The following is a 25,793-nucleotide window of genomic DNA, read 5'->3' on the forward strand; positions in this document are numbered from 1 at the left end:
TGCAGACCGACAGCACCGCCCAGCGCGGCACTCGTGTGGTGACTGAAGCGGTCAACGTGATGCGCGATCTGTCGAAGCACATGCAGACCGCCGGCGAAGGCATCGAGGCGTTGAACGAGCAATCCCAGGTAATCGGCACCATCGTCAAGACCATCAGCGGCATTGCCGAACAGACCAACCTGTTGGCGCTTAACGCGGCCATCGAAGCTGCTCGCGCCGGTGAGCAAGGCCGAGGCTTTGCGGTGGTGGCCGACGAAGTGCGGCAACTGGCTTCGCGCACCAGCCAGGCGACCGAAGAAATCGTCGGTGTGGTGCGCCAGAACCAGGACATGGCGCGCAACGCCGTGGCCCTGATGACCGACGGCAAGCAACAGGCCGAACAAGGGCTGGCGCTGGCGGCGGAGGCCGGTACGGTGATCGTCGAGATTCAGGACGGCGCGCAGAAAGTGGTGGATGCAGTCGGCCAGTTCGCCAACCAGTTATCCAACTGATGCCTGCCAGGCGATGGGATGGTACACGGCCATCCCTTCGTTGTTTTTATCCCGCTACAATCGGCTCTTTTTCCCGGAGCAGATCCCATGAGCGAGTCCTTCCGTCGCCCGGTTTCCCTGAACAAAGCCTACCGTCTGCTCAATCACGGGCCGACCGTGCTGGTCAGCGCCGCTCATGACGGGCAGCGCAACATCATGGCGGCTGCGTGGGCCATGCCGCTGGATTTCGAACCGCCGAAAGTCGCGGTAGTGCTCGACAAATCCACCTGGACCCGACAATTGCTCGAGGCTTCGGGCACCTTTGTTCTCAACGTTCCTTGTGTGAATCAGGCCGACATCGTGCAGACCGTCGGCTCGACATCGGGCCTGGAAATCAATCGCGATCAAGGTCAGGACAAGTTTCAGGCGTACGGCTTGCAGAGCTTTGCTGGCGAGCAGGTCGAGGCACCAATGCTGGACGGTTGCGTGGCCTGGCTCGAATGCCGGTTGCTGCCGGAGCCGCACAATCACGAGCAATACGATCTGTTCCTCGCCGAGGTGATCGCGGCGCAGGCTGATTCGCGGGTGTTCAGCGATGGACGCTGGCATTTTGAAGGGCACGATGAGCTGCGCACGCTGCATCACGTGGCCGGTGGCAACTTTCTGAAGATCGGTGATCCGGTGGTCGGTAAAAATCTTGATGCCTGACGGTTATTAATGTTTTGCAGCAATTAATTATTGTTTTGCGATAATTTTATTCGTTAGGGTGGCGCTCACATTCATTCTTCTGAGGCTTTCCCATGACCACCCACGGGCTCGTGCAATTCAGTCGGCGCATGGCGACGGTGACGTTGATCCTGATCGTCGTGATGCTGCTGCTCAATGCTGTCATTTGGGTTTACCCACCGTTGGCGGAAAAGGAAGGCTGGGGGCTGGGGTTTGCGCTGACCGAGCGCCAGCTGTCACACATGGCCGACACCGCCACGCTGTTTCCATGGTGGCAGAAGCTGGGCGGGATCGTGCTGTCGAGCATTCCCCTGCTGGCGCTGGCGTCGGGCCTGAACCATTTGCGCCGGCTGTTTCAGAGTTATGCGCGGGGTGAGTATTTCGCCCGGGAAACAGCGGAGCATCTGGGCAAGGTCGGGCGAGCCGTGGCGATCTGGGTGCTGCTGGATTTCCTCTGTGAGCCGATGCTCAGCCTGTGGGTCACCCAGAACGCGCCGGTCGGTGAGCGGTTGTTTACCCTGAGCATCACGGCGGCCTCATTCGTCGCGTTGTTTCTGGCCGCGTGCATTTCGATCATCGCGCGGATTCTGGCGCAGGCCAGCGAAGTGGATCGGGAAAACCGTACGTTTATTTGAGGTCCTCATGCCTATCGTGATTCAACTGGATGTGATGCTCGCGCTGCGCAAGGTCAAATCCAAAGACCTTGCAGCCGCCATCGGCATCACCGAGGCCAACCTGTCGCTGTTCAAACAGGGCAAGGTCAAAGGGCTGCGACTGGCGACCCTGGATGCCATCTGCGAGTACCTCAACTGTCAGCCCGGGGATCTGCTGGTTCGGGTGGCGGGGGAGGAGGGTGACGCCTGAGGGTTTCAGTTGGCGCTGGAAATGAATTCATGGACATACAAAAAAGGCTTACCTCTCGGTAAGCCTTTTTCAGTTGGCAGTGCTGATTCAATCCCCCAACGCTACCCCTTCACGCCGAGGATCTGCCCCGCCTGCCAGCGTTGCCTTCCCTTGAGCATCCTTGACCCGCACGATGGCCTGGGTGCCGCTGGTCATGTCGATTTCGTTGACGGTGTGGCCCTTGTCCTTGAGTGCCTGGATCAGCGTCGGGCTGAACTGGCCCTGTTCCAGTTCAGTGGGGCCGTTGCGGCTGCCGAAGTTGGGCAGGCTGATGGCGCTTTGCGGGTCGAGGTTCCAGTCGAGCAGGCCGACGGTGGTTTTGGCCACGTACTCGATGATCTGCGAGCCGCCGGGAGAGCCGACGGTGGCGACGAACTCGCCGCTTTTGCGGTCGAAGATCAGGGTCGGCGCCATCGACGAGCGCGGGCGTTTGCCGGGCTCCACGCGGTTGGCGACTTTCTGTCCGTTCTCTTCGGGGATGAACGAGAAGTCGGTCATCTGGTTGTTGAGCAGGAAACCCTGAACCATCAGGTGCGAGCCGAACGCTGCTTCGATGGTGGTGGTCATCGACACGGCGCCACCGAAGTCATCGACCGCCACCACTTGCGAGGTGGAAATGCGCAGCGGCGAGCGATCCGGCGCGTAGGCGACCTGTACGCCCGGCGGTGTGCCGGGTTTGGCGGTGCCCATGCTGCGTTCGCCGATCAGGCTGGCGCGGCTGGCCAGGTAACCCGGGTCGACCAAACCTTTGACCGGCACCGGCACGAAGTCGGTATCGGCTACGTATTGCGCGCGGTCGGCGTAGGCCAGGCGCTCGGCTTCGGCGATCAGGTGCACGGCTTGCGGCGCAGGTTCGATGCCGGCGGGTTTATCGGTTTTCACTGGCTTGAGCGGCGTCAGAGCCAGACGCGGATCGCGGGTTTCCAGCGCCTGCAAGGTGCCGAGAGTCTGCGCCACCGCAATCCCGCCCGATGATGGCGGCGGCATCCCGCAAACCTGCCAGCGCTTGTAGTCGGTGCACAGTGGCGCGCGCTCCTTGGCCTGATAGTGCTGAAGGTCGTTCAGCGACAGGCTGCCGGGGTTGGCGTGGCCCTGAACCTTGGCCACGATTTCTTCGGCGATCGGGCCTTTGTACAGCGCGTCCGCACCTTCGTTGGCGATGCGTTTGAGCACGGCGGCCAGCGCCGGGTTTTGCAGTCGCGTGCCGACGGCTTTGACGCTGCCATCGCTGTTCAGAAAGTACCTGGCCATGTCCGGCGAACGGCGAATCACCGGGTCGGATTCCAGCAGTGAATGCAGGCGCGGAGAGATCGCAAAACCCTGCTCGGCCAGTTTGATCGCCGGCTCGAACAATGTTGCCCACGGCAAGCGGCCGTGCTTTTTGTGCGCCAGCTCCAATGCACGCATCACCCCCGGTGTGCCGACAGAGCGTCCACCGATCTGCGCCTGCGGGAACGGCATCGGTTTACCGTCGGCCTGCAGAAACAGTTTCTCGGTCGCACCCGCCGGTGCCGTTTCACGACCGTCGTAGGTGCGCACCTGTTTGCCATCCCACAGCACGATCATCGCGCCGCCGCCGATCCCGGAGGATTGCGGTTCGACCAGGGTCAACACGGCTTGCATCGCGATGGCGGCATCGATGGCGGAACCACCCTGACGCAACATTTCGCGACCGGCCTCGGCGGCCAGCGGATTGGCAGCGGCGGCCATGTGTTTTTCGGCGTGGCTGGCTTGTAGGCCGGTGCGGTAACCGGAGGCGGCTTCCGGTGCCAGCGGCAAGGTCGAGGAAGGCGGGGCGTTGCAGGCCGTGAGGGCGATGGCGCTGACGATCAGCGTCAGGGCGGGCAGGCGAAACCGGTTCAGGGGCAGGGCTGGAAACACGCGGGGCTCTCCGTCCGTGGGATAAAGGTCTGACGGACTGTATCGGCCGACCGTGTACGACGCAAACCGCAGGCACCTTTGTCCTTCATGCCTTGGCGGAATTTCTGTAGGGTCATGGGCAAACGTGAAGCCAGAACAATCAACAAGAGGCCGCCATGCACAACGAGTTTCCGACCCAGCCCAGCTATCGCGAACAGCGCGAGCGCTTTTTAGCCGCCGCGAAGGTGGCGGGTGCAACGCTCTCTTCGTACGCGCATCCGCTCAATGGGCCGTTTGGCGAGTCTTTGAGTACCGATGTTGCGGTGCTGGGGGATCCAGCGGCCAAACGGCGCCTGGTGGCGCTCAGCGGCACCCACGGGGTTGAGGGATATTACGGCTCGGAGTGCCAGATCGACTGGCTGAAGCATTTCACGCCGGACTCACTGCCGAAGGACGTCGCGGTGGTGATGGTTCACCTGATCAACCCGTGGGGCACGGCGTGGCTGCGGCGGGTCAATGAAGACAACATCGACCTCAACCGCAATCACCTGGATTTCAACCGACTGCTTCCGGACAACCGCGTTTACGCGGCGCTCCATGAAATTTACGCCTGCACCGATTTGAATGGCGCCGAGCGGCAAAAGGCTGATGCCTTGCTGGATGCGCAAATTGCCGAGCACGGCTGGCCGGCTGTCATGTCGATTGTCGAGGGCGGTCAGCACAGTCATCCCGACGGATTGTTCTTTGGCGGACTCGCGCCGAGCTGGTCGAATCGCACGCTGCATTCCATCATCGAGAATCATCTGGCCGGTGCTGAAACCGTGATGTGTTTCGACCTGCACACCGGCGCCGGGGAGTACGGGCATCCGATGCTGCTGACGATTACCCAAGCGCCGTATCCAGCACTGGCCCAAGCGCAATCGATTTACGGCCCGTGGCTCTACACGCTGCACACCGGCGCCGAAACCCTGAGCGAAACCGGTGTCGCGGCAACCGCTACCGGTTACACCTCGCAGGCGTTGCTCAACGCGTTGCCGAATGTGCAACTGATGCCGTTCGTGATCGAGTGCGGGACTTATCCGGGGCCGGACGTGCATCGTTATCTGCGCGACGATCACTGGCTGCATCTGCATGGCGATCCGCTGGATGCGACGGGGCGGGCGATCAAGTTGAATCTGCTGGAGCAGTTTTATCCGGCGGATCCGGACTGGCGGGCGATGGTCGGTTTACGGACGCGGCAGATTTGGGCGAAAGGGCTCTTGGCCTTGGGGGAAGAGGTATAAACAAACGGCTTGCCTTTCGGTAAGCCGTTTTGACTGCCTGGTGATGCGCATCGGTTTTGACTATGGATGCCGGAGGGTTACTGCTTGAATCCTGGCAGCCCGTTGGCGGCGCGCCATTCTCTTACGGTCTTCGTAATGCCCATGGCAGAGTTGTCCTCTCCTGGTTCGGGATAAAAAATCAAGTCGGTGCCGTCCGGGTGACCGGTAAGCTTTCTGAATTGTGCCAGCAGCTCGCCAAGCTCCGTGTCCGATCCACTTTTATTGGTGGCACGTATTTTTTCGATGAAACGGATAAATTCGGTTTCAGTGTATTCAGATATTTTTTCCATGTGCGTTCACTGTTTTTTGTGTTGAAAGATGTGGTTTTTAGGGGTGTTGATTCGGAGGTTGTCTATGTCGTAGACAGCGCCGCCATCAGTGATCCGCTCGACGTGATGTATTTCAAATACCCCTCTTGTGCCTACAGACTCCCTGTCTCGAACCGCTGGTGCGTTGCCCGACATTAAACGATCTTGGGCATCCGAATTGAACTGATCGAAAAGTTCTGGATCATCCCGCACGGCTTGCCAGAATGCTTTTCTGAACGCGTCGAAGTTTGAAAACTCCCTCCCTCTGAGTCTGTCCGCAATCCGCGTCGGAATCGGCACTCCAATCCCTGTTCCAGCTCCTGCCAGCCATACACCGGAAACATCCTCCCCAATCCCCGTCACCGTCCCCGGCATCAATCTCGCCGGTTTCGAAAACACCACATACAACGACTTCAGCCCGGTCTCAGCCGGAAACACCAGAATACAATCCTCGGCGGTGATGTCTTCGCCGGGCAGGATTTCAATCTGGCTGTCGGTGTTCGCGGCGATCGGGTGGACGAGAATCGTGCTGAGTGGTTCGCCGTGTTCCGGATACACCAGCGGCGGCATCGATCCCAGCGGCCCGCGTTGCGGCGTCCACAAAATCGTGATGCCGTTGAGCTTCGCCTCCATGGAGGTCTTGTCGTTGTTCCACTCGACTTTTACGGTACGCACCGAGTCGTCGCCCGAGGCTCCGGTGTGGATGCCGTAGACCTGCATGACCCCTTCGGCATCGCGTCGGAACTGGAACCGCACGCGAGTGGTTGCGCGAGACAAGGTGCGTAGCTGATCGTCGGTGTAGAGCGTGCCGTCGCCCATTCGGTTCGGCAGCATCCCGAGGATGAACACACTGGCCGGGCCTCCCGCACCGCGGATTGCCCAATTAAGGCGCTGCTGCAGGATTCCACCACCGGCCATGCGCCCCAACGCCAGATCGGCGCCGATGGCCTTCGCTACGGCGTGACTGGCAGCGGGAATGCGCAGGGCGCCTGCCACCATGACTTTGCCGAAGTGAGAGGCGGGCTCAGGTGTTGTGCCGGCATCCGTTCGACACCAGTTATCCGGTGTGCAGGGTTTGGCAAATACCAGATCGTCGCGAGGCTTTGGCGATGGCCATTCGTCTGTCGGGACGTAGACAGGCTCTGGCTCCGGGCGCGGATTCCAGGCAGCCCACGAGGCGCCGCCGTTCGGAAGTTTTCGGCGCCAGATATCGTCGAAAGGGTCTTTGTCCGGGGCCATGACAACTCCCTGTCTGTCTTTGGATCAAGACAGGGGAGCTTGTCGGTCAGTCGGGATGGCGATCAAATCGACTTGCCGGGATGCAGAGGCCTGATCGAACGAATAATCCTCTTCGTACGCCTTTCGCGCTCTGTTCCTACGGAATCATGCCGGCCCACTGAAGTGGGGCACTTTTCTTGAGGCATAAAAAACGGCCTAACTTTTGGTAAGCCGTTTTAATACTTAGTGGTGTGAAGTCTTTTCAGTGATTGACCATGAATCTTCACTTCTTGAAGCCAGGCAGTCCGTTTGCTTCATGCCATTTCGCGATTGTACGGGCTATGCCAGAGGACGACGTGTCAGCACCTGGCTCAGGGTAGTAGATAAGGTCCATCTTGCTCGGATGCCCAACGATCTCGTTGAAGTGCAGCAATAGAATATCTGCCCGTTCATCTGTAGGTGCCTTGTCTTCCTTTCTGATCTCGTCAATGACACGGCGTTGAGTCATTACTGACCTTTGAACCCAGGCAGACCCTGTGAAGCTCGCCATTCTTTCACAATCTGCGTGACCCCCCGAGGAGAGCTATCCGCGCCTGTCTCCGGGTAATAGATCAGATCGGATCCGGCCGGGTGTTCGCTGATTTTCTCGAAGTGCAACAGTAACAAATCAGCCCGACCATCGTCTTCGGCTTCTTCATCTTCTTTAACGAGTTCTTCCAACAACGCAACGAACTCGGTCTCTGTGTACTCCGAAATGCTGCTTTTCAGTAGATTGTCTTTCATGACTGGCCTATTCGTTCCGGTGGATATCGATGTGGTTTCGAGGTGTATTTACTCGTAGATTATCAACGTCGTAGACGTCGCCACCCTCGGATACTTTTTCGAGATGATGAAGCTCGTAAGATCTTCTGCCGCCGACACTATCGGCTTTGCGCACCCTTGGTGCTTTACCTTTACGCATACGGCCAACACTTTGCTTTATGAACTGATCCGCCACGGCAGACTCCGAAACGGCTTTCCAAAAAGCCCTTCGGAACGAATCGAAGCTTTGGAATTCGAGTCCCCTGAGTGAGTCTGCCACGTCTGTTGGAATTGGAACTCCCACCCCCGAGTTTGCTCCGACGAGCCATATGCCCGACGAATTCTCCCCAACCCCCGTCACCGTCCCCGGCATCAATCTCGCCGGTTTCGAAAACACCACATACAGCGACTTCAGCCCGGTCTCAGCCGGAAACACCAGAATGCAATCCTCGGCGGTGATGTCTTCGCCGGGCAGGATTTCAATCTGGCTGTCGGTGTTCGCGGCGATCGGGTGGACGAGGATCGTACTCAGTGCTTCGCCGTGCTCCGGGTGAACCAGCGGCGGCATCGATCCCAGCGGCCCGCGTTGCGGCGTCCACAAAATCGTGATGCCGTTGAGCTTCGCCTCCATGGCGCTCTTGTCGCTGTTCCACTCGACTTTTACGGTACGCACCGAGTCGTCGCCCGAGACGCCGGTGTGGATGCCGTAGACCTGCATGACCCCTCCGGCATCACGCCGGAACTGGAAGCGCACGCGAGTGGTGGCGCGGGGTAGGGTGCGCAGTTGTTCGTCGGTATAAAGGGTGCCGTCGCCCATTCTGGCCGGCAGCATCCCTAGGATGAAAACACTGGCCGGGCCTGTCGCACCACGGATTGCCCAGTTGAGACGTTGCTGCAGAATTCCACCGCCCGCCATGCGCCCCAAGGCCAGATCGGCGCCGATTGCTTTCGCTACGACCTTACTGGCTGCGGGAAAGCGTATGGCGCCCGCCACCATGATCTTGCCGAAACTGGAGGCGGGCTCAGGTGTTGTGCCGGCATCCGTTCGACACCAGTTGTCCGGTGTGCAGGACTTGGCAAATACCAGATCGTCGCGGGGCTTTGGGGTTGGCCATTCATCTGTTGGAACGTAGACGGGCTCTGGCTCTCGGGGCGGATTCCATGCTGCCCATGAGGCGCCGCCGTTTGGAAGCTTTCGGCGCCAGACATCATCGAAAAGGTCTTGGTCCAGGTCCATGACAACTCCCTGTCTGTCGTTGGATCGAGACAGGGGAGCTTGTGGGTCAGTGGGGATGGCGATCAAATCGACTGGTAGGGATGCAGGGGCCTGATCGAACGAAAAATCCTCTTCGTACGCTTTTCGCACCCGGTTCCTACGGAGCCAGCCGACTCACTGAGGAAGGGCACTTTTCTCTAGGCATAAAAAAACGGCCTACCTTTCGGTAAGCCGTTTTTAGTACTTGGTGGCTACACAGGGACTTGAACCCCGGACCCCAGCATTATGAATGCTATGCTCTAACCAACTGAGCTATGTAGCCAAGTGGCGCGCATTATTCCCCTGAAATGGAAAAGCGTCAAGCGTAAATTCAAAATATTTCTTCTTATTTTCAACCGCTTATCCTCCCGCGCCGAAAATCGGGGCGGGAGGGGCTTTCAACGCAGCTGAAATCTTCCGGTGTTGGCACTCAAGGCATGGCTGCCCTGGCTCAAGGTGTCCGCCGCAAGGTTCACTGCCCGCGCGCCCTCGAGCAGGCGAACCGCCGCTTGATCCACCTGCTGGATATTGCCGCTGACCTCATCGGCGGTGCTCGCCTGTTCTTCCACTGCCGTGGCGATCTGGGCGAGGGTGTCGGTGACGCTCTGCACGGCGCTGGCGATTTCCCCCAGGCGTTCGCCAAGTCCCGTGACCGCAGCGGCATCCGATTGCGCCTGGCCGCACGCAGCCTCCATCAGGCTCACGGCTTCGTTGACCGTATTGCGCAAGCTGTCGACCGTACCGGCGATCTGCGCTGTGGACGATTGCGTACGTTGCGACAGGCTGCGCACCTCGTCGGCTACCACGGCAAAACCACGACCTTGTTCGCCGGCGCGAGCTGCTTCAATAGCCGCGTTGAGCGCCAGCAGGTTGGTCTGCTCGGCGACGCCGCGAATGGTATCGACCACCAGTTGAATCTGCTGCCCTTGCTCGCTGACCCGGCCGAGCGCTGCGGCAGTTTCGTTCAGGCGCTGATTGAGCTGCTGGATGCTCGCCGTGGTCCGTTGACTGTCACGGCTACTGTCGGCGGCAATGCGCCGGGTGTGCTGAGCGCTGCCGGAAGCCTGTTCACAACTCTGCGCCACGCCTTGAGACGTCGCCGCCAGTTGCGTGGCGGCTGCGGCGATCTGGCTGATCTGCAATTGCTGCGCTTCGACTTCGCTGAGAGCGCCGCTGGAGTGATCGTTGAGGCTGCGCACGGCGTTGCTCAGTTGCGACGTCTCGTGATCGACACCCAGCAGGCTGGTGCGCAGTTGCACTACGGCCACGTTGAGTGCGGTGCTGATCGAGGCGAGTTCATCGCGACCCACGACCGGCACCTGCAGGCTCAGATTGCCGTCGCGCAGAGCCTCGGCCAGCAGCGTGATGCCGCTGGCACTGCGGCGGATAGAGGCTTGCAGGCAGACGAACAGGTACAGCGCCGCAAGTAACAGGAAACCGAACACAGCCGCGACAATGATGAACTGACGAATTGCCGATCCGTGGTAGTCATCCAGCCGCTGATCCAGCGACATCAGCGATTGCTGGCGCAGCGTGGCGAGGTTGCCGAGCAGGGCATCGAGAGTGCGCTCGAATTCTTCAGGCTTGAGATTGATGCTGCCGCCGAACACGCCGTCATCCAGCACTTTCAAACCGGCGTCCAGCTGTTTAAGGCTGTCGTGATATTGCCCGGCCCAGCCTTGCAGGGCTGGCGGCAGACGCGCTTCGAGCAGGCTCGCGGTTTTCACCAGCTGCTCGCGGGCATCGCCGATGCGGCTGCGCAGGTCGCGCAGTTGCAGACGGCTTTGCAGGGTGAACTGGCCGGAAACCACGGACGCCTGGCCGACGGCTGCCAGCCGACCGACCCGCTCGATCAGGTCTGGTGCGTGCTGGGTGGAAATCTGCGTCAGCAGATAGGTCTCCAGCCACGGCGCGAGGATCAGGCGATTGTCCATCGCGATCTGTTCGCGCAAGGCTTGCAGGGCGCTGAGGGCGTTGGTGAAACGGTCGTAACCGTCCGGCCACCAACCGACACCGGAAAGGCTTTTCGAGTCCAGGCCATTCAGCGCGGCTTGCAGGGCCTGATAGCGGGTCTGGGTTTCACCTTCCGCGCCTTCGGCTTGCAAGGCATTGCCCAAGTCCAGCGTCGCCTGGGCAGCAGCAGGTTGTACGCCATCGAACGCAGCCATCGCGGCAAGGGTCGCTGGCGTCGGCTGGCGGTTGGTTTCCGTGGCGCGCCAGCGGGCGGCGCGGTCGCGTTGGGCGGCGAGCAGGTTGTCGAGAGCATCGAGGGCGAGCAACTGCCGCACACCGGCACGTTCGCCGGCGATCAGGTTGAGTTTGTCGCGATAGTCCTGGCCGATCATCAACAGGCTGCCGGCCAATGGCAGGATAAACAGCAGAAACAACAACTGGAATTTACGCGCGAAGCCAAACCGCCCCAGCAACCTGATCCCCGGTGATAAGAAAGCCTGCATGCCCCATGACTCCTCTGGACACCACGCACCATCGGCGTGCATCGCGGTCGTTGCGACCGGGATTGGTGCCCTGCTAAAAGGCCTCGAAAGTTCACCCTTGCCCGCTCTGTAGGCAGGCTCTGTAGCGAAACTTCCCATTCTCGATGCCCTTTGTAAGGGCGCCGCGTTCAAGCGGATAAGCAAGGCAAGATTCAGACCATGGCGTTGCGCTATCACTTGTAGCGCGACGACTGAATAGTTCGTTAGCTGGCTAAGGGGATGGCGCTGGCGCACCGAAAAATGGCACATTGACGCACCTGCCCGCGTGCATCCATCTGCAGTCCGGAAACTCCCATGGCTATCAGCAACGTTCAGACCGCCGCTGCCTCGGCGTCCGCTCCTCCACAAAGCAGCCCTTTGGTGATGCGCATCATCGGCGCGGTGGCGCTGGCGCATTTGATCAACGACCTGATCCAGTCAGTGCTGCCGTCGATCTATCCGATGCTCAAGGCCAACTATGGCCTGAGTTTCACCCAGGTCGGCCTGATTACCCTGACATTCCAATTGACCGCTTCGCTGCTGCAGCCGTGGGTCGGTTATCACACCGACCGGCATCCGAAACCGTGGCTGTTGCCGGCAGGTTCCGTGTGCACGCTGATCGGGATTGTGATGATGTCGATGGTTGGCAGTTTCCCGTTGATTCTGCTGGCGGCGGCGTTGATCGGTATCGGCTCTTCGACTTTCCACCCTGAAGCTTCTCGTATCGCGCGGCTGGCGTCGGGCGGGCGTTTCGGTCTGGCGCAATCGACGTTCCAGGTCGGTGGTAATGCGGGTTCGGCATTCGGCCCGTTGCTGGCAGCGGCGATCATCATTCCTTTCGGCCAGGGTAACGTGGCCTGGTTCGGGCTGTTCGCGGTGTTTGCGTTGTTCGTGCTCTATCGCATCAGCCGCTGGTACGCCCATCACCTGAACCTGTTCAAGCTCAAGGCTGGCCAGGCCGCCACTCATGGACTGTCGAAGGGCAGAGTGATCAGCGCGTTGGTGGTGCTCGGGTTGCTGGTGTTCTCCAAGTATTTCTACATGGCCAGCCTGACCAGTTACTTCACCTTCTACCTGATCGAGAAGTTCGACCTGTCGGTGGCCAGTTCCCAGCTGCATCTGTTCCTGTTCCTCGGCGCAGTGGCGGCGGGCACGTTCTTCGGCGGGCCGATTGGCGACAAGATCGGGCGTAAGGCGGTGATCTGGTTCTCGATCCTCGGCGTGGCACCGTTCACGCTGCTGATGCCGCATGTCGATCTGTTTTGGACCACTGTCCTGAGCGTGGTGATCGGCTTCATCCTCGCTTCGGCGTTCTCGGCGATCGTGGTGTACGCGCAGGAGCTGGTGCCGGGCAATGTCGGGATGATTGCCGGGGTGTTCTTCGGTCTGATGTTCGGCTTCGGCGGGATTGGCGCGGCGTTGCTCGGTCATCTCGCGGACATTCACGGCATCGAGTACGTGTACTTCCTGTGCTCGTTCCTGCCGCTGTTCGGGGTGCTGGCGATCTTCCTGCCGAGAACCAAAAAGGCCTGACGGGCCGAATGTCAGGCACAAAAAAGCCGCGTATCAAACGCGGCTTTTTCATGGGTGCAGCTTTTACACGTTGAAGCGGAAGTGCATCACGTCGCCATCTTTGACGATGTAATCCTTGCCTTCCAGGCGCCATTTACCGGCTTCCTTGGTGCCCGCTTCGCCCTTGTACTGGATGAAGTCGTTGTAGGCGATCACTTCGGCGCGGATGAAGCCTTTCTCGAAGTCGGTGTGGATCACGCCAGCGGCTTGCGGTGCAGTGGCACCGACGCGGACGGTCCAGGCGCGGACTTCTTCGACACCGGCGGTGAAGTAGGTCTGCAGGTGCAGCATTTCGTAGCCGGCGCGGATCACGCGGTTCAGGCCAGGCTCTTCCAGGCCCAGGGCCTCGAGGAACATGTCTTTCTCTTCACCGTCGTCCAGCTCGGCGATTTCCGCTTCGATCTTGTTGCAGACCGGAACGACCATGGCGCCTTCTTCTTCGGCGATGGCCTTGACCACGTCCAGGTGCGGGTTGTTCTCGAAACCGTCTTCAGCGACGTTGGCGATGTACATGACCGGCTTGGTGGTCAGCAGGTGGAAGCCCTTGATGATCGCTTTTTCGTCGGCGCTCATGTTCTTCATCAGGCTGCGTGCAGGCTTGCCTTCAGTGAAGTGCGGGATCAGTTGCTCGAGCAGGGCCTTCTGGGCCACTGCGTCCTTGTCACCACCCTTGGCGTTGCGCGCGACTTTCTGCAGTTGCTTCTCGCAGCTGTCGAGGTCGGCGAAGATCAGTTCCAGGTCGATGATTTCGATGTCGCGCTTCGGGTCGACGCTATTGGAAACGTGGATCACGTTTTCGTCTTCGAAGCAGCGCACGACGTGAGCGATCGCGTCGGTTTCGCGGATGTTGGCCAGGAACTTGTTGCCCAGGCCCTCACCTTTCGACGCGCCGGCAACCAGGCCTGCGATGTCGACGAATTCCATGGTGGTCGGCAGGATGCGCTTTGGATTGACGATGGCCGCCAGAGCGTCCAGACGCGGATCCGGCATCGGCACGATGCCGCTGTTCGGCTCGATGGTGCAGAAGGGGAAGTTCTCGGCCGCGATCCCGGATTTGGTCAGGGCGTTGAACAGGGTGGACTTGCCGACGTTAGGCAGGCCGACGATGCCGCAATTGAATCCCATGGTGTTTCCCCTCGGATTAGAGTCAGGCCTTCTGGCTGTGCAGGTTTTTCATCGCGCGGTTCCATTCACCGGCGAGGATATCCGGCAGCACGCCGAGGGCAAAGTCGATGCTGGCATCGAGTTTTTCCTGTTCGGCGCGTGGCGCACGACCCAGGACGAAATTTGAAACCATACTGGCGACGCCCGGGTGGCCGATGCCAAGCCGCAGGCGGTGGAACGTATTCTGATTGCCCAATTGCGCAATGATGTCGCGCAACCCGTTGTGACCGCCATGGCCGCCGCCGACTTTGAGTTTGGCGACGCCCGGAGGCAGATCGAGTTCGTCGTGCGCCACCAGGATTTCTTCAGGCTTGATGCGGAAGAAACCGGCGAGTGCCGCCACGGCCTGGCCGCTGCGGTTCATGTAGGTGGTGGGAATCAGCAGACGAACATCCTGACCCTGATGCGAGAAGCGCCCGGTCAGGCCGAAATACTTGCGATCGGCCACGAGATTCACGTTCTGTGCGTGGGCGATGCGCTCAACAAAAAGGGCCCCTGCGTTATGCCGGGTCTGCTCGTATTCAGCGCCTGGATTTCCCAGGCCAACGATCAGTTTGATGGCAGTCACGATAGGGGCCCTTCCTTTGAGTGGTGGATAACATCGCCGCGATCAGGGAAGGCGGCGAAAGTGGACGAAAAATGCTCATTTACCATGGATGTAAACTCCGCGTTCCCGCCCGCTTTCTCGCTACGTTCCAGTCCGCGATGTTACCTGCTCACTCAGGCATGACAGAGTGAATTACTCTGCTGCGCCTTCTTCGGTAGCTTCTGGAGCAACACGTGGAGCGTGGACGTTGGCAACAGCCTTGTCATCGCCGTGTGCCAGAGCAACGAACTCAACGCCTTTAGGAGCTTTGAGGTCGGACAGGTGAACGATGGTGCCGATTTCAGCGTTAGCCAGGTCGACTTCGATGAACTCAGGCAGGTCTTTTGGCAGGCAGGAAACTTCGATCTCGGCAACAACGTGCGAGATTTCGCCGCCTTTCTTCACTGGAGCAGCTTCGTTGATGAAGTGCACAGGAACGATAGCGGTCAGTTTCTGGCCAGCTACAACGCGTACGAAGTCAGCGTGCATCACGTGGCCTTTGGCCGGGTGACGCTGCAGAGCCTTGATGATCACGTTTTGCTTGGTGCCACCAACGTTCAGTTCGATAACGTGGCTGTAGGCAGCTTCGTTTTCGAGCAGTTTGGCAACTTCTTTGGCCAGCATGCTGATGGATTCAGGGGCTTTGTCGCCACCGTAAACAACAGCTGGAACCAGGGCGGCGAGACGACGCAGGCGGCGGCTCGCACCTTTCCCCAGGTCGGAACGCGCTTCAGCATTCAGAGTAAAATCGTTCATTTTGTATCTCCAAAATAGCCATGACCGAGTGGCGTTTGCGACCAGCGCCGAACACGGTATGGGCAAAAAAGCCCCGCCCCGGCAGGAATGCCGGGGCGGGGCGCTTTTCGTCAACGAGACATTTCGAGAAGGGCAGGGCCCTTAACGGAACATCGCGCTGATCGATTCTTCATTGCTGATGCGGCGAACCGCTTCGGCAACAACCGGTGCGATATCCAGTTGACGGATACGTGCACAGGCTTGTGCTGCAGCGGACAGCGGGATGGTGTTAGTGACCACCAGCTCGTCCAGCACGGAATTTTCGATATTCTCGATGGCCCGACCCGACAGCACAGGGTGTGTGCAGTAGGCGAAGACCTTGGCTGCGCCATGCTCTTTCAGGGCCTTGGCCGCGTGGCACAGAGTGCCGGCGGTATCGACCATGTCATCGACCAGGATGCAGGTACGCCCTTCGACATCACCGATGATATGCATCACTTCAGAGTGATTGGCTTTCTCACGGCGTTTGTCGATGATCCCGAGATCCACGCCCAGGGATTTGGCAACGGCACGTGCACGCACGACGCCACCAATGTCCGGGGACACGATCATCAGGTTCTCGAAGCGCTGATCTTCGATGTCATCCACCAGAACCGGGGAGCCGTAGATGTTATCTACCGGAATATCGAAGAAACCCTGAATCTGGTCAGCATGCAGATCAACCGTGAGAACACGGTCGATGCCGACTACGGTGAGCATGTCAGCAACGACTTTCGCGCTGATAGCCACACGTGCGGAACGCGGACGGCGATCCTGACGGGCATAACCAAAATAAGGAATAACAGCAGTGATACGAGTAGCCGAGGAGCGGCGGAAGGCATCAGCCATCACTACCAGTTCCATCAGGTTATCGTTGGTCGGAGCGCAAGTCGGCTGAATAATGAAGACGTCTTTACCACGAACGTTTTCATTGATCTCGGCTGTAATTTCGCCGTCGGAAAATTTACCGACAGAGATGTCACCGAGAGGGATATGCAGCTGACGTACGACACGCCGAGCCAGATCGGGGTTAGCGTTCCCCGTAAAGACCATCATCTTGGACACGCGCAGTACCTGAAGGCTGAGGGTATACCTGGATGAGTATAGGAAAATGGCAGGGGCGGCTGGATTCGAACCAACGCATGGCAGGATCAAAACCTGCTGCCTTACCGCTTGGCGACGCCCCTGTATCTGTTGCTTGCAAGTGCCGGGCACTTGGTTCCTTTAGAGCAGACTTTGCAGCTTGCGATGCAACATCGAAACGTTGCTTCCTTTCGCTACAAACCCTGTAAGGGTCTCTGTCAGAAGGGCCGAGACTTTATCAGCTTCAGCTTTGCTTGGGAAGCCCCCAAACACACAACTTCCAGTTCCGGTGAGTTTTGCTTCGGTAAAATTACCTAGCAAATTCAATGCGTTACGTACTTCTGGATAACGCCTCGAGACCACCGGCAAGCAGTCATTTCGACTGTTTCCCTCGGGAACGGGGCGCACTTTAATGGGCGGCGTGTTACGTGTCAACAATGGATCTGAAAAAATTTCTGCCGTACTAACAGAGACTTGCGGAACGAGCACGACGTACCACGGTTCGGCGGGCTCGACCGGGGTCAGTTTCTCGCCGACACCTTCGGCGAAAGCTGCGTGGCCACGCACGAACACCGGCACGTCCGCGCCCAGTGTGAGACCCAGTGCAGCCAGGCGATCTTCATCCCAACCCAGTTGCCACAAGTGATTGAGGCCGAGCAGGGTGGTGGCCGCGTTCGAACTGCCACCCCCGATGCCGCCGCCCATCGGCAGGATCTTGTCGATCCAGATGTCGATGCCGAGCGAGCAGCCGGATTGTTCCTGCAGTTTCTTCGCCGCGCGCACGATCAGGTTGCTGTCGTGGGGCACGCCGTCGAATTCGGTGTGCAGGCGAATCACGCCGTCGTCACGCACGGCGTAGGTAATTTCGTCGCCGTAGTCGAGGAACTGAAAAAGCGTCTGCAACTCGTGATAACCGTCTTCACGGCGACCAAGAATATGCAGCATCAGGTTGAGTTTGGCCGGCGAGGGCAGCGTCAGGCGTGGAGCGGTCATGCGTTATTGCCCCAATTTGCGCGGTTGCCAGGTCTTGATCACCAGCGTCACGTCCAGATCAGTGCCGTGCAGCTTGATCCGCTCGGGCAGCCAGTAACCGTTCTGTTCGGCGTAGCTGAGGTATTCGACCTGCCAGCCATCCTGATCCAGATTGGCCAGACGGCTGTTGCCGTCCAGAGTCAGACGGCTTTTGCTGTCCGGTGCCGGGAGGCCGCGAACCCACCAGGCCAGATGCGAGACCGGCAGTTTCCAGCCCAGTTGTTCTTCGACCAGTGCTTCCGGAGTCGGCGCTTCATAACGGCCCTGATTCGCCACTTCCAGCGACACCGCGCCCGGGCGGCCGGTCAGTCGAGCGGCGCCACGACCCAGCGGGCCGGACAGACGAATGTCGTAGTAGTCCTGACGTTGCAGCCAGAACAGCGTGCCGCTGCCCGAGTCTTTCGGGGCGCGGATGCCGATCTTGCCGTCGATCTGCCAGCCGTCGAGGCCGGTCAGGTGTTGTTTGTTCGCGGCCCACTGTGCCGGATTGCCGTGGCCTTCGACCGACTCACGGGCGCCGAAGCCCGCACAACCGGCGAGCAGGGCGATGAAGCTGAAAACTATGACGTGGCGCAAAAACATGAGTTAAAGAGTCTCGGATCCGGTCAGGCGCTTGATGGTGCTGCGCAGGATGGTGCTGTCAGGCTGGTCCTTGAGGAACTTGCCCCAGATTTGTTTCGCTTCGCGCTGCTTGCCCTTGGCCCACAGCACTTCGCCCAGGTGCGCGGCGACTTCGTGATCGGGGAAGCGCTCGAGGGCCTGACGCAGGTATTTCTCGGCGTCTTCCAGATTGCCCATGCGGAAGTTCACCCAGCCGAGGCTGTCGAGAACCGCCGGGTCTTCCGGGTTGATCTGGTGCGCCTGCTCGATCAGCGCCTTGGCTTCAGCGTAGCGGGTGGTGCGGTCGGACAGGGTGTAGCCGAGGGCGTTGAGGGCCATGGCGTTGTCCGGATCGCGCTTGATGATCAGGCGCAGGTCTTTTTCCATCTGCGCCAGGTCATTGCGTTTTTCCGCCTGCATCGCACGGGTGTAAAGCAGATTCAGATCGTCCGGGTATTGCTGCAACGCTTGTTGCAGGACTTTCCAGGCCTTGTCGCCCTGATTGTTGGCGGACAGGGTTTCGGCTTCGATCAGGTATAACTGGATCGCGTAATCCGGCTGCTCGTCACGCTCGGCGGCCAGTTTGCTCTGGGCTTCGGCGGTCTTGCCGTTGTTCATCAGAATATCGGCCTGACGCAGCTGCGCCGGCAGATAGTCGTTGCCCGGGCCGACCTGGGCGTACTCGATGAGCGCGCCTTGCGGGTCGTTGCGTTCTTCGGCAATGCGGCCCAGGTTCAGGTGCGCCGAATCGACATGGCTTTCCCGGGCGATCAGGTCTTCCAGATAGCCCTTGGCCTCGTCCCAGGCCTTGGCTTCCAGGCAGACCAGCGCCAGGGAATAACGCAGTTCGTCGTCTTCCGGGTATTGCTGAACCAGGGTGGAGAACTCGACCTTGGCGTCGTCCATCCGGTCCTGTTCCACCAGCATCCGCGCGTAGGTCAGGCGCAGGCGCTTGTCGTCCGGATACTTCTTGATGCTCTTTTGCAGCAGCGGCAGCGCTTCGTCGCCGCGATTCAGCCCTTGCAGCAGGCGCGCGCGCAGCAGGATCGGGGCGATCTCGCCGTCTTCCGGCGGGTTGTCTTCGAGCAGGGCAAGCGCACCTTTGGTGTCGCCATCCTGCTGCATCAGCAGGGCCTTGCCGAAAATCAGCTGATTGTTGTTCGGGTGACGCTGCAACAGGCGGTCGAAGCTTTTCATCAGGCCGTTGCGGGTTTCCTGATCGGTGTCGGCGGCCGACAGCGCGAGGAAGTCGAAATGGGTGTCGCCTTTGCCCTGCAGGACTTTCTCCATATAGACCATCGAGTCGTCATAACGCCCGGCGCGAGCCAGTTGCACGGCGGCGGCGCGTTGCGCTTCGAGGTCGTCCGGGGCGTTTTTCGCCCAGATCAGCGCGGTATCGAGAGCCGGCTGATCGGCACCCAGATACTCGGCGATGCGGAACGCACGCTCGGAAACGCCCGGGTCCTGGGTGTTGATGGCCTGGGTCACGTAGTTGTCCAGGGCAATGTCGAAACGATTGCGCTGGCCAGCGAGCTCGGCGCTCAGCAGGCTGAACACCGTTTCCTGGCTGAACGAGCTGTAAACCTTGGGCTTTTCAGGGGCCGGCGTGGTGTCTTCGACCGGTGAGGCACCGTCCTGCGAAACGGGGGCCAAGGCCTGGCAGCCGCTGAGGAAGACAAAAGCGAGGAGCAACGCGGAAGATCTATTCATATAGGAAGAGGACGACTAACCTGCGGTCGGATCATCATGACACAAGCCTTCGGCCAAACATAACCGAGTCTCGATTGTGGCCATTATAGGGGCCGACAATTGGGACAATAGTCAGCGGTAGTTGTTCTGAATCTGACGAAGTAGGACAATTGCCGGCTTCACGTCACCATCAGCGACCTTGAATGGCCTTCCTTGCACTCGGTATCAACCACAAGACTGCTTCAGTAGACGTCCGCGAGCGCGTGGCCTTTACCCCTGAGCAGCTGGTGGAGGCCTTGCAGCAGCTCTGCCGACTCACCGACAGCCGCGAAGCTGCGATCCTCTCCACCTGCAATCGCAGTGAGCTGTATATAGAACAGGATCAGCTTTCGGCCGATATCGTGCTGCGCTGGCTGGCCGACTATCATCATTTAAGCCTCGATGAGCTGCGCGCGAGTGCTTATGTGCATGAGGATGATGCGGCAGTTCGTCACATGATGCGCGTCGCCTCCGGGCTCGACTCGCTGGTGCTGGGCGAACCGCAGATTCTCGGCCAGATGAAATCGGCCTACGCCGTTGCCCGCGAGGCCGGCACCATCGGGCCGCTGCTCGGGCGACTGTTTCAGGCGACCTTCAACGCCGCCAAGCAAGTGCGTACCGACACCGCGATCGGTGAGAACCCGGTGTCCGTGGCGTTTGCCGCCGTTAGCCTGGCCAAACAGATTTTCAGCGACTTGCAACGCAGCCAGGCCCTGCTGATCGGCGCCGGCGAGACCATCACCCTGGTCGCCCGTCACCTGCATGAACTGGGGGTCAAGCGCATCGTGGTCGCCAACCGGACGCTCGAGCGCGCCAGCCTGCTGGCCGAACAGTTCGGTGCCCACGCGGTGTTGCTCTCGGACATCCCGGCCGAACTGGTGCGCAGCGACATCGTCATCAGTTCTACCGCCAGTCAGTTGCCGATCCTCGGCAAGGGCGCGGTGGAAAGCGCGCTGAAGTTGCGCAAGCACAAGCCGATCTTCATGGTCGACATCGCCGTTCCCCGTGACATCGAGCCAGAAGTCGGCGAACTCGACGACGTTTACCTCTATAGCGTCGACGATCTGCACGAAGTGGTCGCCGAAAACCTCAAGAGCCGTCAGGGTGCAGCGCAGGCGGCTGAAGAGATGGTTTCGGTCGGCGCCGACGATTTCATGGTGCGCCTGCGCGAGCTGGCGGCGGTCGACGTGCTCAAGGCCTATCGTCAACAGAGCGAACGCCTGCGCGACGAAGAACTGCAAAAGGCCCTGCGCCTGCTGGCCAATGGCGGCAACGCCGAAGACGTGCTCGGGCAACTGGCCCGTGGCCTGACCAACAAACTCCTGCACGCCCCGAGCGTGCAGTTGAAAAAGCTTTCTGCCGAAGGCCGCCTCGATGCGCTGGCCATGGCTCAGGAACTCTTTGCCCTCGAGGGCTCACCGGATAGCTTTTCGGATAAAAAACCGCAATGAAAGCGTCACTGCTCAATAAGCTGGACATTCTCCAGGACCGTTTCGAGGAACTGACCGCGCTGCTCGGCGACGGCGAAGTCATTTCCGACCAGACCAAATTCCGCGCCTATTCCAAGGAATACGCCGAACTTGAGCCGGTGGTACAAGGCTATAAAAAGCTGCTCGGCGTACAAAGCGATCTTGAAGGCGCGCAGGCGCTGCTCAAGGACAGCGACCCGGACATGCGTGAAATGGCCGTGGAAGAAGTCCGCGAAGCCAAGGAGTTGCTGATCACGCTGGAATCTGACCTGCAACGCATGTTGCTGCCCAAGGATCCCAACGACGGGCGCAACGTGTTTCTCGAAATCCGCGCCGGCACCGGTGGCGACGAGGCGGCGATCTTCTCCGGCGACCTGTTCCGCATGTACTCGCGTTACGCCGAACGGCGTGGCTGGCGCGTGGAGATACTCTCGGAAAACGAAGGCGAACACGGCGGCTATAAAGAAGTCATCGCCCGCATCGAAGGCGACAATGTTTACGGCAAGCTGAAATTCGAATCCGGCGCGCACCGCGTACAGCGTGTACCCGCCACCGAATCCCAGGGCCGAATCCACACCTCGGCCTGCACCGTGGCGGTATTGCCTGAGCCGGACGAGCGCGAAGCCATCGAGATCAACCCGGCGGATTTGCGCGTCGACACTTACCGCTCCTCCGGGGCCGGTGGTCAGCACGTCAACACCACCGACTCGGCGATCCGCATCACCCACATCCCGACCGGCACCGTTGTCGAGTGCCAGGAAGAACGTTCCCAGCACAAGAACCGTGCCCGGGCGATGGCCTGGCTGGCGGCCAAACTCAACGACCAGCAGACGGCGGCGGCGGCCAACGCCATCGCCAGCGAACGTAAATTGCTGGTGGGTTCCGGTGACCGCTCCGAGCGCATCCGTACCTACAACTTTGCCCAGGGCCGGGTCACCGACCACCGCGTCAACCTGACCCTGTATTCCCTCGACGAAATCCTCGCCGGTGGCGTCGAAGCGGTGATCGAGCCGTTGTTGGCCGAATACCAGGCCGACCAGCTCGCAGCGATAGGTGAGTAAATGACCATCATCGCCAGCCTGTTGCGCGCCGCCGAACTGCCGGACTCGCCCACCGCGCGTCTGGACGCCGAATTGCTTCTGGCCGCCGCGCTGGGCAAGTCGCGCAGTTTTCTCCACACCTGGCCCGAGCGCATCGTGCCCAGCGAAGCCGCACTGGTTTTTGCCGAGTACCTGCAACGTCGTCGCAGCGGCGAGCCGGTCGCCTACATTCTGGGTCAGCAGGGTTTCTGGAAGCTGGATCTGGAAGTCGCGCCGCACACGCTGATCCCGCGCCCGGACACCGAACTGCTGGTGGAAGCCGCACTGGAATTGCTGCCGGCGACCCCGGCCAAAGTTCTCGATCTGGGCACCGGCAGCGGGGCGATTGCCCTGGCTCTGGCCAGCGAGCGCCCGGCGTGGAAAGTCACCGCCGTGGATCGCGTGCTGGAAGCGGTGGCCCTGGCCGAACGCAATCGCCAGCGCCTGCACTTGAACAACGCCACGGTGCTGAGCAGCCACTGGTTCAGCGCCCTCGAAGGCAAGCGTTTCGAGTTGATCATCAGTAACCCGCCGTACATTCGCGCGGCCGATCCGCATCTGGTGGAAGGCGATGTGCGCTTCGAGCCGGAAAGCGCCTTGGTGGCCGGCATCGACGGGCTCGACGATCTGCGCCTGATCATCGCCCAGGCGCCGGCCCATCTGGAGGCCGGTGGCTGGCTGATGCTCGAACACGGCTATGATCAAGCCGAAGCCGTGCGCGATCTGCTGCTGACGCAAGGTTTCGACGAAGTCCACAGCCGCACCGATCTGGGCGGCCATCAACGGATCAGCCTGGGGCGCCTGCCGTGCTGAATGATCAGGAATTGTTGCGCTACAGTCGGCAGATCCTGCTGCAACACATCGACATCGATGGCCAGTTGAAGCTCAAGGACAGCCGGGTATTGATCGTCGGCCTCGGCGGTCTCGGCGCGCCGGTGGCGCTGTACCTGGCGGCGGCGGGTGTTGGTGAATTGCACCTGGCGGATTTCGACACGGTCGACCTGACCAACCTGCAACGCCAGATCATCCACGACACCGACAGCGTCGGCATGAGCAAGGTCGACTCGGCGCTCAAGCGCCTGAGCGCGATCAACCCTGAAATCAAACTGATTCCTCATCGTCAGGCGCTGGACGAAGATTCTCTCGCCGCAGCCGTGGCGTCGGTGGATCTGGTGCTCGACTGCTCGGACAATTTCTCCACCCGCGAAGCGGTCAACGCCGCTTGCGTGGCCGCGCGCAAGCCATTGGTCAGCGGCGCGGCGATTCGCCTCGAAGGACAACTTTCGGTGTTCGACCCGCGCAGCGCCGAAAGCCCGTGCTACCACTGCCTGTACGGTCACGGCAGCGAAGCCGAACTGACTTGCAGCGAAGCGGGTGTGGTCGGGCCGCTGGTCGGTCTGGTCGGCAGCCTGCAAGCGCTGGAAGCCTTGAAGTTGCTGGCGGGATTCGGCGAGCTGCTGGTGGGGCGTCTGCTGTTGATCGATGCACTGGGCTCGCGATTCCGTGAGCTGCGGGTCAAGCGCGATCCGGGTTGCAGCGTCTGTGGTTCGCAGCATGCGTGAAGCGCCGATCGCCGTATTCGATTCCGGCGTCGGCGGATTGTCGGTGCTGGCGGAAATCCAGCGTCTGCTGCCGACTGAATCGCTGCTCTACCTCGGCGATTGCGGCCATATTCCTTATGGCGAGAAAACTCCGGAATTCATCCGCCAGCGTTGCAGCGTGATGGCCGGTTTTTTCCGCGAGCAGGGCGCCAAGGCGCTGGTGATCGCGTGCAACACCGCGACCGTGGCCGGCGTCGCTGATTTGCGCCGGGACTTTCCCGAGTGGCCGATTGTCGGCATGGAGCCGGCGGTCAAACCGGCCGCCGCCGCCACCCGCAGCGGCGTGGTGGGCGTGCTAGCCACTACCGGCACTTTGCAGAGTGCGAAGTTTGCAGCGCTGCTCGATCGTTTTGCCACGGATGTGCGGGTCATCACGCAGCCGTGCCCCGGACTTGTCGAGCGGATTGAAAGCGGCGATCTTCACAGCCCCGAGTTGCGTGCATTGCTCAAGCACTACGTCGATCCGCTACTGGCGAACGGTTGCGACACGATCATTCTGGGCTGCACCCACTATCCGTTTCTCAAGCCGATGCTCAAGTCGATGATCCCCGAGAGCATCAGCCTGATCGACACCGGCGCGGCAGTAGCCCGCCAATTGCAGCGGCTGCTCGCCGAGCGGGATCTGCTCGCCGAAGGACCGAACCGACCGGTCAGATTCTGGACCAGCGCTGATCCCGCGTCTTTACGCAAGACCCTGGCCCTGCTGGGGCAAGTCGCCGGCGAAGTCGAGAAATTCAACTTGTAAAAAAAATGTGAAATATCTAAAAAGTCAGCTGAACTTCTGACCAAGCGCAGATTTCTATAGCGCAGAGTGACCTAGAAAAACCAAACGATCGTTCCGGAAAAGGAAGTTTCAACGTGAAGCGACTATTCTGCTTGGCCGCGATTGCGGCTGCACTGATGGGGCAAAGTTTTACCGCACAGGCTGCTGGCGTCGAGTTTGCAGTGGGTGCCACCAGCGATTCGACGATGACTTATCGCCTGGGCATGAATTTCGACTGGGACAAGAGCTGGCTGCAAAGTGACGTCGGTCGTCTGACCGGTTACTGGAGCGGCGCCTATACCTATTGGGAAGGTGACAAGACCTCCAGCAACAACAGCCTGTCGTTCTCGCCGGTGTTTGTTTACGAGTTTGCCGGTCAGTCGGTCAAACCGTATGTCGAGGCGGGGATCGGCGTGGCGCTGTTCTCCAACACCGAGTACGAAGACAACAAGCTCGGCGGCTCCTTCCAGTTCGAAGACCGTATCGGTTTCGGCCTGCGCTTCAATGGCGGGCATGAGGTGGGAATCCGTGCGACGCACTATTCCAACGCCGGTCTGAGCAGCGACAACGATGGGGTCGAAAGCTACGCATTGCATTACACGATGCCGCTATAAGCCCCCAGAAAGTAAGCCCCATAAAAAAGGAGCGCCTGGCGCTCCTTTTTTTATTCAGCGATACGCCGTGGCAATCCCCTGACGTTCGTCGATGCATTCCGGCGCGCCCATCTCGAACTCGCGGCAGATCAGCGGACGCTTCTCGTAAATCGTGCACATCATCGTGTCGCGATCCAGCGCCGCGCACCAGCCGTCGTCCAGACGCAGCATCACCTCACCACCCCAATCGTCGGTATCGATAAAACGCTCGGGTACGCCGGTGTCGGTGATCAGCATCACTTCGAGCTGGCAACAACAGGCTGCGCAGGTCGAGCAGGTGACCACGGGTTCGGCGATTTGCCGGTGGGGAATGGTTTTCATGGCGCCAGTGTACGGCAGTGGCCGATGACCG

General features: G+C 60.2%; 26 protein-coding genes, 2 tRNA genes and 1 pseudogene. 12 read left to right on the top strand and 17 right to left on the bottom strand.

Going from position 1 to position 25,793, the window contains the following annotated elements; all coding sequences use genetic code 11:
* Nucleotides 1-59: 59 nt before the first annotated feature.
* From L6D82_RS28730 to L6D82_RS22545, 4 genes and pseudogenes are all read left to right on the top strand, one after another.
* Nucleotides 60-491, top strand: a pseudogene (locus L6D82_RS28730) (methyl-accepting chemotaxis protein); the annotation flags it as partial.
* An 87-nt stretch (nt 492-578) separates the two neighbouring features.
* On the top strand, nt 579-1,178 hold the full coding sequence (locus L6D82_RS22535) for a flavin reductase family protein (RefSeq protein ID WP_236191693.1): 600 nt from the start codon (nt 579-581) through the stop codon (nt 1,176-1,178).
* 92 nt (nt 1,179-1,270) lie between these two features.
* Nucleotides 1,271-1,831, top strand: a complete 561-nt coding sequence (locus L6D82_RS22540) for a DUF2975 domain-containing protein (RefSeq protein WP_129973077.1) — start codon at nt 1,271-1,273, stop codon at nt 1,829-1,831.
* Nucleotides 1,832-1,838: 7 nt separating this feature from the next.
* Nucleotides 1,839-2,060 carry a helix-turn-helix domain-containing protein gene (locus L6D82_RS22545; protein ID WP_102687521.1) on the top strand — a complete coding sequence of 74 codons (222 nt, stop codon included), beginning with the start codon at nt 1,839-1,841 and terminating at the stop codon, nt 2,058-2,060.
* An 87-nt stretch (nt 2,061-2,147) separates the two neighbouring features.
* Here L6D82_RS22545 and ggt read toward each other — a convergent pair whose 3' ends face one another.
* Nucleotides 2,148-3,980 (bottom strand): gamma-glutamyltransferase, encoded by a 1,833-nt coding sequence (gene ggt, locus L6D82_RS22550; RefSeq protein ID WP_102687522.1) that lies wholly within the window; start codon nt 3,978-3,980, stop codon nt 2,148-2,150.
* A gap of 155 nt (nt 3,981-4,135) precedes the next feature.
* Between ggt and L6D82_RS22555 the strand changes: the two genes are divergently transcribed.
* Nucleotides 4,136-5,242, top strand: coding sequence for a DUF2817 domain-containing protein (locus tag L6D82_RS22555; RefSeq protein ID WP_085745400.1), 1,107 nt, complete (start codon nt 4,136-4,138; stop codon nt 5,240-5,242).
* Nucleotides 5,243-5,319: 77 nt separating this feature from the next.
* Here L6D82_RS22555 and L6D82_RS22560 read toward each other — a convergent pair whose 3' ends face one another.
* The 7 genes from L6D82_RS22560 to L6D82_RS22590 all read right to left on the bottom strand — a co-directional run bounded on the left by L6D82_RS22560 (nt 5,320) and on the right by L6D82_RS22590 (nt 11,319).
* Nucleotides 5,320-5,571 carry a bacteriocin immunity protein gene (locus tag L6D82_RS22560; RefSeq protein ID WP_085745399.1) on the bottom strand — a complete coding sequence of 84 codons (252 nt, stop codon included), beginning with the start codon at nt 5,569-5,571 and terminating at the stop codon, nt 5,320-5,322.
* 6 nt (nt 5,572-5,577) lie between these two features.
* Complete coding sequence (locus L6D82_RS22565; protein WP_085745398.1) at nt 5,578-6,828, bottom strand: S-type pyocin domain-containing protein; 1,251 nt, start codon at nt 6,826-6,828, stop codon at nt 5,578-5,580.
* A 262-nt stretch (nt 6,829-7,090) separates the two neighbouring features.
* The gene (locus L6D82_RS22570) at nt 7,091-7,315 is read right to left on the bottom strand and encodes a bacteriocin immunity protein (RefSeq protein ID WP_236191694.1); all 225 of its coding nucleotides are present in this window, start codon (nt 7,313-7,315) and stop codon (nt 7,091-7,093) included.
* Complete coding sequence (locus tag L6D82_RS22575) at nt 7,315-7,590, bottom strand: bacteriocin immunity protein (protein ID WP_085745396.1); 276 nt, start codon at nt 7,588-7,590, stop codon at nt 7,315-7,317. The genes L6D82_RS22570 and L6D82_RS22575 overlap by 1 nt, the downstream gene beginning before the upstream one ends.
* Before the next feature lie 7 nt (nt 7,591-7,597).
* On the bottom strand, nt 7,598-8,845 hold the full coding sequence (locus L6D82_RS22580; RefSeq protein WP_085745395.1) for an S-type pyocin domain-containing protein: 1,248 nt from the start codon (nt 8,843-8,845) through the stop codon (nt 7,598-7,600).
* Between the two features lie 224 nt (nt 8,846-9,069).
* A tRNA-Met gene (locus L6D82_RS22585) sits at nt 9,070-9,146 on the bottom strand.
* Between the two features lie 115 nt (nt 9,147-9,261).
* Complete coding sequence (locus tag L6D82_RS22590; RefSeq protein ID WP_085745394.1) at nt 9,262-11,319, bottom strand: methyl-accepting chemotaxis protein; 2,058 nt, start codon at nt 11,317-11,319, stop codon at nt 9,262-9,264.
* A 333-nt stretch (nt 11,320-11,652) separates the two neighbouring features.
* On the opposite strand from L6D82_RS22590, the gene L6D82_RS22595 reads away from it, so the two are divergent.
* Nucleotides 11,653-12,870, top strand: coding sequence for an MFS transporter (locus L6D82_RS22595; protein WP_085745393.1), 1,218 nt, complete (start codon nt 11,653-11,655; stop codon nt 12,868-12,870).
* A 63-nt stretch (nt 12,871-12,933) separates the two neighbouring features.
* Here L6D82_RS22595 and ychF read toward each other — a convergent pair whose 3' ends face one another.
* From ychF to L6D82_RS22635, 8 genes are all read right to left on the bottom strand, one after another.
* On the bottom strand, nt 12,934-14,034 hold the full coding sequence (ychF, locus tag L6D82_RS22600; protein WP_085607001.1) for a redox-regulated ATPase YchF: 1,101 nt from the start codon (nt 14,032-14,034) through the stop codon (nt 12,934-12,936).
* Between the two features lie 22 nt (nt 14,035-14,056).
* Complete coding sequence (gene pth / locus L6D82_RS22605) at nt 14,057-14,641, bottom strand: aminoacyl-tRNA hydrolase (RefSeq protein WP_007951726.1); 585 nt, start codon at nt 14,639-14,641, stop codon at nt 14,057-14,059.
* 171 nt (nt 14,642-14,812) lie between these two features.
* Nucleotides 14,813-15,415, bottom strand: coding sequence for a 50S ribosomal protein L25/general stress protein Ctc (locus tag L6D82_RS22610; protein WP_007951725.1), 603 nt, complete (start codon nt 15,413-15,415; stop codon nt 14,813-14,815).
* 141 nt (nt 15,416-15,556) lie between these two features.
* On the bottom strand, nt 15,557-16,498 hold the full coding sequence (locus tag L6D82_RS22615; RefSeq protein WP_003171603.1) for a ribose-phosphate pyrophosphokinase: 942 nt from the start codon (nt 16,496-16,498) through the stop codon (nt 15,557-15,559).
* A gap of 47 nt (nt 16,499-16,545) precedes the next feature.
* Nucleotides 16,546-16,620: transfer RNA gene (locus L6D82_RS22620), tRNA-Gln, on the bottom strand.
* A gap of 37 nt (nt 16,621-16,657) precedes the next feature.
* Nucleotides 16,658-17,509, bottom strand: a complete 852-nt coding sequence (ispE, locus tag L6D82_RS22625; RefSeq protein ID WP_236191697.1) for a 4-(cytidine 5'-diphospho)-2-C-methyl-D-erythritol kinase — start codon at nt 17,507-17,509, stop codon at nt 16,658-16,660.
* Nucleotides 17,510-17,512: 3 nt separating this feature from the next.
* A complete protein-coding gene (gene lolB, locus L6D82_RS22630; RefSeq protein ID WP_007951721.1) occupies nt 17,513-18,130 on the bottom strand; it encodes a lipoprotein insertase outer membrane protein LolB in 618 nt (205 codons plus the stop codon).
* A gap of 3 nt (nt 18,131-18,133) precedes the next feature.
* Nucleotides 18,134-19,858 (bottom strand): tetratricopeptide repeat protein, encoded by a 1,725-nt coding sequence (locus L6D82_RS22635; protein WP_085745392.1) that lies wholly within the window; start codon nt 19,856-19,858, stop codon nt 18,134-18,136.
* A gap of 182 nt (nt 19,859-20,040) precedes the next feature.
* Here L6D82_RS22635 and hemA point away from each other — a divergent pair, with 182 nt between their 5' ends.
* From hemA to L6D82_RS22665, 6 genes are all read left to right on the top strand, one after another.
* Nucleotides 20,041-21,327, top strand: a complete 1,287-nt coding sequence (gene hemA, locus L6D82_RS22640; RefSeq protein WP_007951716.1) for a glutamyl-tRNA reductase — start codon at nt 20,041-20,043, stop codon at nt 21,325-21,327.
* Nucleotides 21,324-22,406, top strand: coding sequence for a peptide chain release factor 1 (prfA, locus tag L6D82_RS22645; RefSeq protein WP_007951714.1), 1,083 nt, complete (start codon nt 21,324-21,326; stop codon nt 22,404-22,406). Before hemA ends, prfA begins: the two co-directional genes overlap by 4 nt.
* Nucleotides 22,407-23,237: a peptide chain release factor N(5)-glutamine methyltransferase gene (gene prmC, locus L6D82_RS22650; RefSeq protein WP_085745391.1), complete on the top strand. Its 831-nt coding sequence runs from the start codon at nt 22,407-22,409 to the stop codon at nt 23,235-23,237. It abuts the gene before it with no gap.
* A complete protein-coding gene (locus L6D82_RS22655) occupies nt 23,231-23,986 on the top strand; it encodes a molybdopterin-synthase adenylyltransferase MoeB (protein WP_102716921.1) in 756 nt (251 codons plus the stop codon). The genes prmC and L6D82_RS22655 overlap by 7 nt, the downstream gene beginning before the upstream one ends.
* Nucleotides 23,979-24,770 (top strand): glutamate racemase, encoded by a 792-nt coding sequence (murI, locus tag L6D82_RS22660; RefSeq protein ID WP_102716920.1) that lies wholly within the window; start codon nt 23,979-23,981, stop codon nt 24,768-24,770. Before L6D82_RS22655 ends, murI begins: the two co-directional genes overlap by 8 nt.
* A 113-nt stretch (nt 24,771-24,883) precedes the next feature.
* Nucleotides 24,884-25,402 carry an acyloxyacyl hydrolase gene (locus L6D82_RS22665; RefSeq protein ID WP_039766327.1) on the top strand — a complete coding sequence of 173 codons (519 nt, stop codon included), beginning with the start codon at nt 24,884-24,886 and terminating at the stop codon, nt 25,400-25,402.
* A 54-nt stretch (nt 25,403-25,456) separates the two neighbouring features.
* Here L6D82_RS22665 and L6D82_RS22670 read toward each other — a convergent pair whose 3' ends face one another.
* A complete protein-coding gene (locus L6D82_RS22670) occupies nt 25,457-25,762 on the bottom strand; it encodes a YkgJ family cysteine cluster protein (protein ID WP_011335918.1) in 306 nt (101 codons plus the stop codon).
* Nucleotides 25,763-25,793: the final 31 nt, after the last annotated feature.

The sequence above is a fragment of the Pseudomonas paraglycinae genome (assembly GCF_021601625.1).
Lineage (GTDB): Bacteria > Pseudomonadota > Gammaproteobacteria > Pseudomonadales > Pseudomonadaceae > Aquipseudomonas > Aquipseudomonas paraglycinae.